This is a genomic window from Paenibacillus sp. PvR133, from assembly GCF_017833155.1.
In the GTDB taxonomy this organism is placed as follows: Bacteria; Bacillota; Bacilli; order Paenibacillales; family Paenibacillaceae; genus Paenibacillus; species Paenibacillus polymyxa_B.
In genome coordinates this window covers 1,085,069-1,098,606 of sequence record NZ_JAFIBS010000001.1, presented here as the reverse complement: position 1 = coordinate 1,098,606, position 13,538 = coordinate 1,085,069, and the positions used below count along the sequence as shown (strand labels likewise).

The following is a 13,538-nucleotide window of genomic DNA, read 5'->3' as shown; positions in this document are numbered from 1 at the left end:
TGTTTGGGAATGATCGGAACAGAAACGGTACAGGGTATGGTACTGGAGCTACAGGATGAAATGTCACAGTATCAGCATCAGTTTGGTGTAAGACGGAACGATTTTCTCGTGGAGGCTATGTCTTACGGAATGAGTGAGGAGGAAGCTCGGTCTTATGCTATCCAGAGTATCGGTCCGGTCGTTCCCGTCGCCTATATGCCTACGTTGGCTCCCGGTAAAATCCGACCACTCAGTCCAATGCTGGCAGCGCGGTACCGATATGCGGGAGATTGGAAGGATATCGACGAGCATCTGCTCCTACCTGATGAAGTCCTGCGGATCGCAGGTACAGAGCAGTTCCGCAGCTGGATCAGCGATATGCGGAATTACTGGGTGGAATCGGCTCCATACCGATTCGGGGATGATCGTCTTTCGCTGCTGTCGGTTGCGAGCGAGGAAGAAGGTCACTTTTCCATGCTCGTCTGGAAGGAGCCCGGTGAAGAGCCAGAAGTATGGACGTACGCTTCGCAGCATGAATACCGATTCAGTCATCTGCTCCATTGGTTCAAGTGGCTGAACGGGCGCAGTGAAGAATGAGAGGTACAGATGATGAAAAAGAATCGTAATTGGGTCGTGCTATTTATCGGCATCGCTCTGATGATGGGGGCAGCAGACTATTTAACACAAGCTAAGCCTACGACTCCTCCTGAGCTTATCGTTCCAACCGTAATCAGTGAAGAAAGCCTTCAGTTGTGAGAATGAAGTTAATTTTTTGTAGTATTACGTTGTTAAAGTAAGCCGGAATTCACCCTAATAGTTGAGAGGGAATTGAGGCCAACATCAATGAATGTGGAGCCATTCAGATGTTCAAGCGACTCCGTCATTTCCTCTACAGCTTATATTCAGGGGGAATTTCAATGGCTAGAAGTGCAAGTACTTACGCGTCTGTAATTGACGGTTTTAAGGTAGAAACGAACAAAAAGTATTCGCCAGTAGGTGGAACGAAGTGTAATATTTTTGCACAAGATGTGATGTCTGCGATGTCGGCACCCTTGCCAAGTGGCTTAGCCAATCAAATGGCTGATGCTTTACTGAATAAAAAGGCGCCGGGCTGGGACTCTGTAACCTTTCAGGATGCTCAAAAAAGAGCAAATCTAGGGTATCCTACCATCGGGATCAAAAAAGCGGATGGGCATGGTCATGTAGTCGTTGTCAGACCGAAGGGTTCATCGATTACGATTTTGAAAGAGGTACAGGTTGCTCAGGCGGGAACCAAAAATTATAACAGTAATACCATTAACTACTCGTGGGTGGCAGCAGATCTGCCTGGAGTGAAATTCTACACACACGACTAATTATATTTTAGATATTGGAGATCTAATGACCCCGGAAGCAGATCCACTCGATCTGCCGCCGGGGTCGTTTTTTTATTTTGAAACGGAATGTTTAGATACAATGAACGCTTTGCCTGGCTTGATAAAAGCAACAGCATAGCCATTAGAGAAAGAGGAGGATTCCACTCTGTACTCAAGTTTAGTCAGCAATTGCCCTTGACGATTGATGTAGCCAAATTTGCCGTCTGAGACGGATGATTGTGTTTGTTTACCGACTAAAGCAAGGCCCTCTTTGAACGGAGAGGCAACATCGTATTTTTGTTGATATTTAATGACCAGCGTTCCGTTTTTATCAATAAATCCGACTTCGTTTTTTGCATTTTTCACACTCGCCAGGCCTTCACTAAAATCCTGGGCATCCGTAAATTTAAAGGGAATCGCGACTTTTCCCTGTTTATTGATGAATCCCCATTTTCCCTTGGTATTTTGCACCGGGGCCAATCCTTCCGAGAAGTCTCCACCAGATTTATATTGAGGAGAAATGACTTCTTTCCCTGCTGTATTGATATATCCGTATAGCCCTTTGCTATTCTGAACAATAGCCAAGCCATTCGAGAAACCACGACTGTATTTGTATTTATAAGGAATCGCTAGTTGACCAGAGGCATTCACAAAACCGATCTTGCCGGTGTTAGGGGCGTAGGCGAGGGCCAGACCGTCTGTAAATACATATTCTGACTCCACATTTTCTTTAAAATGAGAAAGGATTTTTCCCGTTCGATCTATAATTGCATTTTCTTTGGTGTCTGCTATGGTTACCTTGGCTTTTCCTTCAGAAAAGAAATTGGCTTCGGTATATTGGCAAGGGATGACCAGTGCCCCTTTGGTGTTAATGTATCCATAGAGATTGGTTTTTGTATTTTTGACTACGGCTCGCTGCTCATGAAAATCACCAATGGGTTTAAGCTCGGCGGGAAGTGAGAAAGCTTTCTCTCCTTTGGAATTGTAATACAAGAGGTTTCCAGCAGATGTTTCAGCGGCTAATAAGCCATCATGAAAAGCACCATCGCTCAGCGGGCGAGCAACGTTGTAATCCAGAGCAGTTTTAGAAACTTCAATGGTTGTTGTGCTGGATGCGGCCCAGCCTGTTCCAATAACGGAGAGGCTAGTAACCAGAATCAATGCAGCTAATCCTAACTTTTTTAACATGCATAAGCTCCTTTGTGAGTTGACTTTTTAACTTCAGGCTTCGAAAAATCTTACCCTCATACGTAAGGTCTTCCATAATATAGACGATAAAAATGTAGGAATGTTTCTTGATATTCTAAATTTTTCTAATTTTCAGCACATGAGAAAGCCCTGCTTCCAAGTATGTCGCTTGCTCCCTTTCACACCTATCGAGTAATCCTCAAATGTGGGGCAATAAACACATTGATTTTCTCAAAAAAAGTGAAGAAGTAGTGTCATTTTAAAAAAAGTCTATACATATAAATTAAATGTATAGACAAATCAAAAGACTGGATTTATAATTACGCTGTAAACGTTTTCTAGTACTTAACATCCAATCAGACCTTGAAGGGAAGGAATAATCATGAAGAAAATTTTACTGGCTTGCAGCTCAGGTATGTCTACAAGTTTGCTGGTTACTAAGATGCAGGAATATGCTAAGTCCATTGGGGACGAGGCTGAAATTTGGGCAGTAGGTCAAGATCAGGCAGCAGAAGACATGGCTAAGGCTGACGCGGTATTGATTGGCCCACAAATGAGCTTTCTGAAAGGACAACTGGAAAAGGAAGCAGCTCCATATGGTATTCATGTAGAAGTGATCGACATGATGGCCTACGGAATGGTTGACGGTAAGAAAGCCTATGAACAGGCCGTGAAACTGGTGGAACGCAAAAATGGATAAAGTTAATATAGCTGAACTGACGGAAGAGCAAATTAGTTTCCAACTTATTCTTCATAGTGGAAGCGCTCGCAGTAAAGTAATTCAGGCGCTGACCGAATATCGAAAAGAGAATGTAGAAGGTGCGGACGAACTGCTCAAACAAGCCAAGCAGGATTTACGTGCTGCGCATGATATCCATTTTCAAATGGTTAAGAAGGAAGCGGGAGGTACCCAAACTCCTTTCTCGCTCCTTCTAATGCATGCCGAGGATCATCTGATGTCCACGGTTACCATGAAGGATCTGGTTCTAGAATTGCTGGAACTGTTCAAATCCAGAAATTTATAACGGAACATGTAAGTTTGAGAAATTTGGGACATGAAAAGCTTGCAACCCTATTGATGCAAGTTACTTCGCGGGGAGGAATAGGCTTTGTTTGAAAAATTAAGCCGGATACTGATACCTATTGCCGGTAAACTGAACAACAACCGCTATCTTACTGTACTGCGTGATGCATTTATGCTGTCATTTCCATTAACGGTTTTTGGCTCCATTATCGTCGTTATTATCAATCTGCCGTTTCTAAAAGGGTGGATGGGCGACGGCAATTATGCGACTTTTAGCAGTCTGCTGAACATTGCGCCTAATGCCACACTGAATATCATGACCTTATTTGTAATCGTCGGGATTGGGTATTACCTATCTCGAAGTTATAAGGTCGAGCCCATATTTGGCGGCATGATTGCGTTGGCTAGTTTCTTGATGCTCACCCCGTTTGTGTTGACACAAGAAAGCGGTGCCACGATTGCTGGTGTCATTCCGGTTGATCGGATTGGTGCCAAAGGCATGTTCCTTGGTATGATCGTCGCTTTTATTGCGGCAGAGATATACCGAAAGGTGACGCAACGAAATTTTGTCATTAAAATGCCTCCAGGCGTTCCGCCGGCAGTTGCCAAATCATTTGCCGCTTTGCTTCCGGCATGTATTACATTGGGCATATTTTTGATCATTAATGTTGTAGTTACACTGACCCTTCATAATAACCTGCATGATCTGATTTATCATGCTGTACAGGCACCTCTGGTGCATTTGGGCAGTGGCATTATACCTACATTGATTGCTATTTTCTTTGTTCAGCTTTTATGGTTCTTTGGGCTTCATGGTCAAATTATTATTAACTCGGTTATGGACCCAATCTGGAATACGCTGGCACTTGAAAACTATGAAGCGTACTCCAAAGGAGCAGAACTGCCGCATATCATCACCAAGCAGTTTGTGGATATTTACACCGTAGGTATCGGTGGTACAGGTATGACACTGGCTGTCGTGCTTTCGATTCTGATCTTCCTGAAGAGTAAGCAATTGAAGCAGGTCAGTAAGCTGGCCCTTGGACCGGGTCTGTTTAATGTCAACGAACCCGTCATATTCGGTCTGCCGATTGTGATGAATCCGCTTATTTTTGTTCCATGGGTTATTTCTCCAATGATCGTTACGCTGATTACTTACTTTGCCATGACCACCGGGATTGTGCCGCCGCCAAACGGAATACAGGTTCCTTGGACGATGCCGTTGTTCTTTAGTGGAATGATGGCTACGGGCTCCCTGATGGGTGGCGTGCTGCAGTTGTTTAATATGGCTGTCGTCTTTGTCATCTGGTTCCCGTTCCTGAAAATTATTGACCGGATGAACGTTCGTAAAGAGCAGGAAGAGGAGCTTAGCCAAGCAGCCATTGCTGGTAAGGATCAAACTGTTGGAATGTAATGTGGATAAGCTGCTAGATTAGCAGCTTATTCATTGCAAAAGAGAGAGGAGTAGAGCTGTGAATCATACCGAAATGAAAGATACAGAGCAGCAAACCATTCAATACCGTTTTCCATCCGACTTCTGGTGGGGCTCATCGGCTTCGGCTACCCAAACAGAAGGAACCGTGGAGGGAGACGGCAAAGGACCGAACATTTGGGATTATTGGTTTGAGCAGGAGCCGAACCGTTTTTATGACGGGGTTGGACCTGGCGAAACGTCCCGTTTCTATACCCGTTACAAAGAAGATATTGCACTCATGAAAGAGCTTGGTCACAACTCTTTCCGGTTCTCTATTTCTTGGTCGCGTCTGTTTCCGGCAGGGAAAGGTGCAATAAACCAGCAGGCGGTTCAATTCTATAATGCCGTCATTGAAGAGTTGCATCAGGCGGGTATTGAGCCGTTTGTGAATTTGTATCATTTTGATTTGCCGATGGCTTTACAGGAAAATGGAGGCTGGGTGAACCGGGAGACGGTCGAAGCTTACGTGGATTACGCTAACACTTGCTTTGAGCTATTCGGGGATCGTGTAGCCAAATGGTTTACACATAACGAGCCGATTGTCCCGGTGGAAGGCGGCTATCTATACGATTTCCACTATCCGAATGAAGTGGATTTCGGTAAAGCCGTACAGGTGGGATATCATACCCTGTTATCGAGCGCCAGTGCTATTAAGGCTTACAGAGAAGGCGGTTATAAGGGCAAAATCGGAATTATTTTGAACCTGACGCCAACTTATCCGCGTAGTCAGCATCCGGCAGACGTGCAGGCTGCTGAAATATGCGATGCGTTCTTTAACCGTTCCTTTTTAGACCCATCTGTGACGGGAGAATTCAATCCTTTGCTCGTGGAGCTGTTACGCCAAGAGGGATATGTACCAAGCATGGAAGACGGAGATCGGGAGATCATACGCCAGGGCACTGTGGACCTGCTGGGGATTAACTATTATCAGCCACGCAGAGTTAAGGCTCGCGAAAGTCTGCCGAACCCGGATGCGCCTTTTGTGCCGGAACGTTTCTTCGATTATTACGTCATGCCTGGTCGCAAGATGAATGAAATGCGGGGCTGGGAGATTTATGAGAAAGGCATTTACGACATTCTGACCAATGTTAGAGAAAATTATGGCAACATTGAATGCTTCATTTCGGAAAACGGAATGGGCGTTCAAGGTGAAGAAAAGTTCAGAGATGAACAGGGCATGATCCGCGATGACTATCGTATTGATTTTATCCGTGAGCATCTCAAATGGGTCCAACGAGCGATCTCAGAAGGCTCCAATGTGAAGGGCTATCACTTATGGACGTTTATGGACAATTGGTCCTGGACGAATGCTTATAAGAATCGCTATGGTTTTGTGTCTGTCGATCTTCAGGACGGTGGCAAGAGATCCGTTAAACAGAGTGGGCACTGGTTCAAACAGGTGATCGAGAATAACGGATTCTAAGGTGGTCCTCTGGACCGCCTTTTTTTCTTCATCATCGTCAAAGAACTGTGCTGTACGCCGCTGGTGAGAAAGTATAATGTTCGGTATACTTACTTATACCGTAATACCTTAACGTCCCGCCTGCAGAACAAAAGGAACCAGCGCTACCGATGTTTTGGTAAAATGCTGACATAAAACAATTTTTAGTACAGGTGGTAGACAGATGAACAAATACGAGCGGATTGCACAAGAGGTCAAAGAGCGGATTATGAATAAGACCTATAGCAGTGATGATCCGATTCCCGATGAGATCTCACTGGCAAAGGAGTTTCGTGTAAGTCGGATGACGATTAAGCGGGCATTGGACACATTGGTGATGGATGGGTTGCTGAATCGTAAAAGAGGACACGGAACCTTTATCGTCAAATCAGTTCACAATGGCCCTGTTAACGTTGTCGTAAATGAAATGCTGGGGTTAACCAACGTACTGCGCGGGAAAGAGATCAAAAATAAAATCGTCGCCTTTGACGTTCAATTTCCATCCGAAGAGGTAGCGACCCATCTATTTATTGATGCCAATTCTCCTGTATATCATGTGATCCGTCTGCGTGTCGTGGAGGGTGAGCCCTACGTTATCGAGCGCACATACATGCCCACGAAGCTGATCAGCGGTATTACAGAGGAGGTGCTGTACGGCTCGGTGTACAAACATATTAAGGAGGAGCTGGGACTTAATATTGTCGGTTCACACCGTACCATCCGGGCCTCCAAGTCAACGGAACTGGATCGTGAGCATTTGGACTGCGCAGCGGATGATCCAATCTTGGAAATTGAGCAGGTGGGTTATCTGGATACAGGTATACCATTTGAATACTCGTTCTCGCGGCATCGGTACGATAAATTTGTGTTTACCACAGTGAATCGAATGCGTTGATTAGTAAAAAAATAAGCATAAGGGTTCGAGCTACATATTCTCGAATCCTTGTGCTTTTTTGTGTTTACAATAAGTTTAAGGGAAAATGAGATGCTTTATTTTTTACAATAAGCAATAAAACTTTCTATCCATTGTATGGTTATAGTTTCGCGTAAAATAGCACCATCTAATACAAGATAATCGCCAAAATTATCACTATCAAGAGGAGGAATAGTTTCATAACGTTCTTTATTTTTGCGTAAATGTTCCAGCCTATCTTGATGTTGAAGCAGCTGATGTTCCAACAAATATAATCGGGTTGTTATATCCAGATGATTAGAAAAATACATTCTCAGCTTAAACACATCTTTGGGAGTGGGTTCAATAGGCTCTGCTTTTTTTAGCCATTGTAAAAAATCTTCTTTGCCTTTCTCCGTAATCGAATACAATTTTTTTTCTAAAATTTCTCCGCTAATTTGGATCTCGTAGACGATAAGTCCCTCATTAAGCAGTTTTTTTAATTCTGGATAGATCTGACTATGCTTTGCAGTCCAAAATTCGCCTAAATCTTTACTGAATTCTTTACCTATATCATAACCAGTCATAGGTTCTTTATTTAACAAGCCCAGAATGGCATATTTTAAAGTTCTCATAAGGCACTCTTCCTAACATTTTCGTCGTTTATTGGTTAAGTATAACATATTTAGCGAGTCCATAATAAGATTGATATATTATTGAAAACATATTTAATAAAACATATAACTACATACATGTTCCTATTGATATATTGCAAAGCACGTGTTAATATTATTTCGAAATATGTGAATGATTTCACAATACAACGACGAGGGAGAAGAAGATCTCAGTGGAACTTACAAAAAAGAGATGGATTATTCTGATTGCAAGCTGTTTTATTAATCTGTGTATTGGATCAATTTACGCGTGGAGTGTATTTTCTGCCCCAATGGCAGAATATTTGAGCAGCGTCACAGGACTTAGTTTAACACCGGGGAATTTGGCTATTGCATTTACGATTACAAATTCGGTAGGTCCTATCACGATGATTTCAGGTGGCTGGATTAATGATCGATTCGGGCCCAAAAAAGTGATCTTTGTAGGGGGCTTGCTATTTGGAGGCGGTATGATTTTATCAGGATTTGCAACATCTGTAGGTTACCTGGTATTGGCTTACGGTATCGTACTCGGCCTAGGAACGGGAATGGTTTACGGATGCACAATTAGCAACTCTATTAAGTTTTTCCCTGACAAAAGAGGATTAGTTGGCGGTATAACAACGGCTGCTTATGGAATAAGCTCAGTTATTATACCTCCTATTGCCAATAGTTTAATCAGTAGGTCTGGTGTGACATCAGCATTCATTATCATCGGTATAGCATTTCTTATTATTGTATGTGCTGCTTCTTTCTTCATTGAGAAATGTCCATCTGACTTTGTTCCTGCAGGATGGACACCCAAGACTGTAAATGTTGGCCGTTCTATTCAGAACGACAAAGACTGGAAAGGCATGCTCTCAAGCCCTCTGTTTTATATCATGATCTTGTTATTAATGTGTGGTGCTTTTGCCGGACTCATGTGTACATCACAAGCTTCTCCTATAGCTCAGAAAATGATTGGTATGTCTGCGGCAGCCGCTACGACAGTTGTTTCCGTATTGGCATTGTTTAACACGGGCGGACGAATCGTTGCAGGCTATATTTCGGACAAAATCGGTCGAATCAATACCCTGGCTTTTTCTTCTGTCTTTTCGGTCATAGGACTCACATTGCTTTATTTTTCAGGCGAAGGTAGTGTGTTGACATTCTATATTGGTATTTCAGTTATTGGTTTATGTTTTGGTGCACTGATGGGGGTATTTCCTGGATTTACTGCCGATCAGTTTGGTGTGAGAAATAATAGTGTGAATTATGGAATTATGTTTATTGGATTTGCAACAGCAGGATACTTTGGCCCATCGATTATGAGTCATGTTTACAGCACAGACAGTAGCTATCAGAGAGCCTTTGTCATTGCGGCCGTACTTGGCATAACCGGACTTGTTCTAACATTTGTATATAAGTTCACTACCCGAAAAAATCAGAAGATGGCTGTGGATATGAATCAGAAAGCTATCAATTAACCCATAGCAATAAATACAGATAAGGAGCATGAGATCATGCAAAGAAAATATCCCAATCTATGTAAACCAATTACAATTGGAAATGTGACTTTCAGAAATAGAATGTTTGGCTCTCCTATGGGAGGTACAGATATTACAGCTGACTGCACTATTGGACCGAAATCTACAGCTTTTTATGAATTAAGAGCAAAAGGCGGTGCTGCGTCAGTTACGGTCAGCGAAGTCGTGGTTCATCCTGAGACGGAAGCTTCCCATATGTACCATCTGGATCTGGGGACAGTAGATTCTCTTGCTAGTTTTACCTATACTGCAGACGCTATTCGCCGTCACGGGGCAATTGCCAGTGTGGAATTGTCTCATTCTGGACAGTATGCAGGAACTTATCTGACTGACAAAAATAAGAAACAAGGACTTGCTCAGTGGGGACCCAGCCCCGGAGTACGCCCGGATGGCAGAGAAGTAAAGGAACTTTCGCAAGAACTAATTGATGATATCGTAGCAGCTTATGGTAGATGTGCTGGACTGGCCAAGAGAGCAGGTTATGAAATGATTATGGTTCATGGCGGACATGGATGGTTGATTAATCAGTTTTTTTCTCCTTATTTCAACCGCAGAACAGACAAGTATGGCGGAACTTTGGAAAACAGGGTGCGTTTTGCACAGGAGGTTCTGGACAGTGTCCGTGAAGCGGTGGGTTCTGGCTTCCCAATCGAGTTTAGAATGAGTGGTTCGGAGTTATTTGAAGGCGGCTATGACCTGACAGAAGGTATAGAAATTGCTAAATTAATCGAATCAAGAGTCGATTTACTCCATGTATCTGCTGGAACTTATCAGACAGGCTTTGGTATCACACATCCTTCGATGTTCTTGCCTCATGGAAGTAACGTTTATCTTGCAGCAGAGATTAAGAAGCATGTAAGTGTTCCGGTTGCAACGGTCGGCGGATTAAATGACCCGGCTCAAATGGAAGAAATCATTGCTAGCGGTCAGGCGGATGTTGTTGAAATGGCTCGCGCACTGCTTGCTGATCCAGAGCTTCCAAGAAAGGTGATGAGCAACCGCGACGAGGACATTATTAAATGTCTGAGATGCTTCACCTGTATGGCAGAACGTGCAGAAACATCCACAAGACGCTGTACAGTTAACCCATTAATTGGTCGCGAGATGGATGGAACAGAAATTTACCCTTCCCCTAATCCACGCAAGGTTTTAGTAGCCGGTGGAGGCCCAGGCGGGCTTTATGCAGCTCTTACTGCAGCCAAACGCGGACATAAAGTTATTCTATGTGAGAAGGCTGACGAGGTAGGCGGTATTTTGAGGGGAGAGCAGGCGATTCCTTTTAAATATGAGATGTATGAATTAGGTGTTACTCTCGGAAAGCTGGCTAAAGACGCTGGCGTTGAGATCCGTTTGAATACACCTGTTACTAAAGAGTATGCAGAGAAAGAAAATGTTGATGCGTTAATTATAGCAGCTGGTTCCGCAGCAATTGTTCCTCCAATTCCTGGATTGAATGGTGATAACGTAGTCATTGTTAATAACTACTACCTGGAGCAGGACAGGGTCAGCGATAGCGTAGTCGTATTGGGAGGAGGTCTGGCAGGCTGTGAAGCAGCCATTCACCTTGCTCAGGAAGGTAAGACTGTTCATCTGGTAGAGATGAGAGCAGAGCTGGCTCCGGATGCTAATATTAGACATCGTCCCATTATGTTAAAAGAAATCGAAAAGAATAACATTCAAGTTCATTTAGGATTTAAAGGGCTGAGTGTTACACAAGAAGGTGTTGTTTGCGCTGATCAAAATGGTGAAGAACATTTTGTTCCAGGTACTTCAGTCATTTGTGCGCTTGGACAACGGCCAAGAAGAAACGTAGTAGATGAGTTAATTGATTGTGCACCTTATGTCGCACAAATCGGAGATTGCGTTAAGGCATCTACCATCACGACTGCAATATATCAAGGATATCATGCAGCGCTTGATATCTGATTATCTGCGACTCACTATCACTGCCCGGCATGTGATACTTCAGGAGTCTAAGAGAGGTACTCGAACATAGCGGTTCAACACAAATTGCACAGCTCCTGCAAATGGGTACAACATTGCGCAAGAGCTGTGCGATATTTTTTTAAGGATTAAGGCAATATTCCAAGTGTGAAAGTTAATTGCCAAGCAATCTTACTTCATGCACCGTCGGGGTATACCAGTTGTTCGGGTTATTGAATAGCACTGCATTTACAAGGTTGATTCGCACGTAGCGAGCTTGAAAATTGACTTTGTCACTGGTAAAACCATACGTGGTATTACCTGTACGATCAATCGTGGAGTAGTTAACTCCATCCATGCTGTATTCAATTTTATATTTGTAATACGCTTCAGATCCTTTGTACATAAACCATGAAATATCCACTTCGCTGATGGTCTTGGTACTGCCTAAATCGACCTGCCACCAAGCGGGCCAGGATGCGGAGGCAGCCTTCCACGAGGTTTGGGCGTTGCCGTCGTTCGCCAGTGAAGCTGGAGAACTGGATGCGGCTGAGCTAGCAGTCGCTGTTTTGCCCTGTGCGTGATTCACAAGGGACGGCAGGATTACTGTGCCTGTCGCAGCATCCAGATCCCAGCTACTGTACCAGTTCAGGGTTGCTGTTTTGTTGGAGTCATTCAGAGTTAGTGGCAACCAGATGAATTTGTGGTCGCTCAGATTGAGCGGATTCCAGCGGTCGCCCATATAGATGTAGCTGGTTCCTGCGCTACCCGTAATCGTGGCGATGGAATGGATTTGCGAGCCGTAAGCCGCTGGATCACCGAAGGGTGACAGAGCAGACCAGCTTCCAGTCATGGAACTGGCGGTTGCGTAAGCGCCCTGATTCGGATACCAGCCAGATGCCTGCGAGGTGAACAGGTAGTAGATATTGTTCTTTTTCACAACAGCAGGAGCTTCGCGATAGCCATTTTCAAAAATCCAGCCAACGAACGACTGCACACCTGTATAATCGGCTGTCAGCTTGAAGATCGCCATCGTATCATTGGCGCCGCCATTTTTACGGGAAGCTGTAATAAGGTAGCCGCTACCGTCCGTATCCGTGAACACCGTCATATCACGAGACTCGTAATTCAGTGGGCGGAAGCTGCCTTGGTAGGCAAAATTTCCGTCGGGTGTATCGCTGGTAGCGACGGCTACACGACCTAGTGAGTAGTCCGTGCCATTTTCATAGTGCGCCCATAGTACATATTTTCCGGTGGTTTTGTTGTAGATAACTTTGGGACGCTCGATTTTGCTCGAATTCAGCTCAGGGGCGGAATCTTTGGTGAGAATACTGCTGCGGAAGGACCAATTTTTCAAATCGGTTGAGGTATATACGTTCACTTTTTCAAATTTCCAGTTTTCGGCGTGCTCGCCGTACCAATAATAAGTAGAACCTACTTTTAGAATATTACCGCTGTTCGCCTGAATCGGGTTACCTGCGGTGTCTTTCCAATCCGTTCCGTTCGTAATGGCTGTGCTTGCTGTTGCGCTCAGGGATAGTTCAGCATTGGCGATGTCCAAGCCATTCAGCGCTTGGTTTACCTCGGTCCCGTAGGTTGCTTGCGTAACGCCTCTTGTATTGGCATGTGCTGTGTCGGGTTGAAGACCCGCACTGGTCACTGCGAATAGGATACAAATCCATGCGGCTAACCATTTGCTGCTGTTGATCCACTTCACGATATCATCTGCCTCCTTTAACACGGATAGGATGGGTCGGAATGGCTTGTCCGGCACCTCATTTTCGATTTTACCCTAATTGGAAGCGTTTACAAGTGGAATAAATTGAAGTCTTTAGCATGGTGAAACTGTTGTTACGAGAAAGGACAAATCTGATCACTGCATACAAAATAGGTATATAGATATTTGAAACTTTGGGGAAAGCTCGTCAGTTATGTGGGAAGCGTTTGTAATTGTGCGTTTTGTCATTGACACGTTCACATTATTTTAAATTTAAAGTGACTGGAATCACATAAACGGTTACTTTATGTGGGTATACTTGCTTTAAATTGAGGGTTACAAATGGAACATATATTGAAATACCCT

At 44.0% G+C, this 13,538-nt stretch carries 13 protein-coding genes; 10 read left to right on the top strand and 3 right to left on the bottom strand.

Annotated features, from left to right (window positions below; all coding sequences use genetic code 11):
• Nucleotides 1-9 precede the first annotated feature (9 nt).
• The 3 genes from JOE49_RS04830 (at nt 10) to JOE49_RS04820 (ending at nt 1,334) form a co-directional block, all read left to right on the top strand.
• The gene (locus JOE49_RS04830) at nt 10-576 is read left to right on the top strand and encodes a hypothetical protein (RefSeq protein WP_209940658.1); all 567 of its coding nucleotides are present in this window, start codon (nt 10-12) and stop codon (nt 574-576) included.
• A 9-nt stretch (nt 577-585) separates the two neighbouring features.
• Complete coding sequence (locus tag JOE49_RS04825) at nt 586-735, top strand: hypothetical protein (RefSeq protein WP_179085434.1); 150 nt, start codon at nt 586-588, stop codon at nt 733-735.
• Nucleotides 736-896: 161 nt separating this feature from the next.
• Nucleotides 897-1,334 (top strand): hypothetical protein, encoded by a 438-nt coding sequence (locus JOE49_RS04820; RefSeq protein ID WP_025718346.1) that lies wholly within the window; start codon nt 897-899, stop codon nt 1,332-1,334.
• Between the two features lie 72 nt (nt 1,335-1,406).
• Here JOE49_RS04820 and JOE49_RS04815 read toward each other — a convergent pair whose 3' ends face one another.
• The gene (locus tag JOE49_RS04815; RefSeq protein WP_209940657.1) at nt 1,407-2,522 is read right to left on the bottom strand and encodes a WG repeat-containing protein; all 1,116 of its coding nucleotides are present in this window, start codon (nt 2,520-2,522) and stop codon (nt 1,407-1,409) included.
• Between the two features lie 382 nt (nt 2,523-2,904).
• On the opposite strand from JOE49_RS04815, the gene JOE49_RS04810 reads away from it, so the two are divergent.
• The 5 genes from JOE49_RS04810 to JOE49_RS04790 all read left to right on the top strand — a co-directional run bounded on the left by JOE49_RS04810 (nt 2,905) and on the right by JOE49_RS04790 (nt 7,356).
• Nucleotides 2,905-3,222 (top strand): PTS sugar transporter subunit IIB, encoded by a 318-nt coding sequence (locus JOE49_RS04810; RefSeq protein WP_029518773.1) that lies wholly within the window; start codon nt 2,905-2,907, stop codon nt 3,220-3,222.
• A complete protein-coding gene (locus JOE49_RS04805) occupies nt 3,215-3,547 on the top strand; it encodes a PTS sugar transporter subunit IIA (protein ID WP_069081043.1) in 333 nt (110 codons plus the stop codon). Before JOE49_RS04810 ends, JOE49_RS04805 begins: the two co-directional genes overlap by 8 nt.
• An 84-nt stretch (nt 3,548-3,631) precedes the next feature.
• Nucleotides 3,632-4,960: a PTS cellobiose transporter subunit IIC gene (gene celB, locus JOE49_RS04800; RefSeq protein ID WP_023990964.1), complete on the top strand. Its 1,329-nt coding sequence runs from the start codon at nt 3,632-3,634 to the stop codon at nt 4,958-4,960.
• Nucleotides 4,961-5,033: 73 nt separating this feature from the next.
• Complete coding sequence (locus tag JOE49_RS04795; RefSeq protein ID WP_071559557.1) at nt 5,034-6,443, top strand: glycoside hydrolase family 1 protein; 1,410 nt, start codon at nt 5,034-5,036, stop codon at nt 6,441-6,443.
• Nucleotides 6,444-6,645: 202 nt separating this feature from the next.
• On the top strand, nt 6,646-7,356 hold the full coding sequence (locus JOE49_RS04790; protein ID WP_023990962.1) for a GntR family transcriptional regulator: 711 nt from the start codon (nt 6,646-6,648) through the stop codon (nt 7,354-7,356).
• Between the two features lie 95 nt (nt 7,357-7,451).
• Here JOE49_RS04790 and JOE49_RS04785 read toward each other — a convergent pair whose 3' ends face one another.
• Nucleotides 7,452-7,988 carry a PadR family transcriptional regulator gene (locus tag JOE49_RS04785; protein ID WP_068939140.1) on the bottom strand — a complete coding sequence of 179 codons (537 nt, stop codon included), beginning with the start codon at nt 7,986-7,988 and terminating at the stop codon, nt 7,452-7,454.
• Between the two features lie 212 nt (nt 7,989-8,200).
• Here JOE49_RS04785 and JOE49_RS04780 point away from each other — a divergent pair, with 212 nt between their 5' ends.
• Entirely contained in the window at nt 8,201-9,472 is a 1,272-nt protein-coding gene (locus JOE49_RS04780; RefSeq protein ID WP_023990960.1) for an L-lactate MFS transporter, read from the top strand.
• Between the two features lie 36 nt (nt 9,473-9,508).
• Nucleotides 9,509-11,458, top strand: coding sequence for an oxidoreductase (locus JOE49_RS04775; RefSeq protein WP_209940656.1), 1,950 nt, complete (start codon nt 9,509-9,511; stop codon nt 11,456-11,458).
• 172 nt (nt 11,459-11,630) lie between these two features.
• Here the strand turns inward: JOE49_RS04775 and JOE49_RS04770 are convergent, their stop codons facing one another.
• On the bottom strand, nt 11,631-13,172 hold the full coding sequence (locus JOE49_RS04770; protein ID WP_209940655.1) for a family 43 glycosylhydrolase: 1,542 nt from the start codon (nt 13,170-13,172) through the stop codon (nt 11,631-11,633).
• Between the last annotated feature and the right edge of the window lie 366 nt (nt 13,173-13,538).

Coding starts and splice junctions, on each gene's coding strand:
- JOE49_RS04830 (WP_209940658.1), top strand. CDS start 10: ATGATCGGAACAGAAACGGTACAGGGTATGGTACTGGAGCTACAGGAT.
- JOE49_RS04825 (WP_179085434.1), top strand. CDS start 586: ATGATGAAAAAGAATCGTAATTGGGTCGTGCTATTTATCGGCATCGCT.
- JOE49_RS04820 (WP_025718346.1), top strand. CDS start 897: ATGGCTAGAAGTGCAAGTACTTACGCGTCTGTAATTGACGGTTTTAAG.
- JOE49_RS04815 (WP_209940657.1), bottom strand. CDS start 2,522: ATGTTAAAAAAGTTAGGATTAGCTGCATTGATTCTGGTTACTAGCCTC.
- JOE49_RS04810 (WP_029518773.1), top strand. CDS start 2,905: ATGAAGAAAATTTTACTGGCTTGCAGCTCAGGTATGTCTACAAGTTTG.
- JOE49_RS04805 (WP_069081043.1), top strand. CDS start 3,215: ATGGATAAAGTTAATATAGCTGAACTGACGGAAGAGCAAATTAGTTTC.
- JOE49_RS04795 (WP_071559557.1), top strand. CDS start 5,034: ATGAAAGATACAGAGCAGCAAACCATTCAATACCGTTTTCCATCCGAC.
- JOE49_RS04790 (WP_023990962.1), top strand. CDS start 6,646: ATGAACAAATACGAGCGGATTGCACAAGAGGTCAAAGAGCGGATTATG.
- JOE49_RS04785 (WP_068939140.1), bottom strand. CDS start 7,988: ATGAGAACTTTAAAATATGCCATTCTGGGCTTGTTAAATAAAGAACCT.
- JOE49_RS04775 (WP_209940656.1), top strand. CDS start 9,509: ATGCAAAGAAAATATCCCAATCTATGTAAACCAATTACAATTGGAAAT.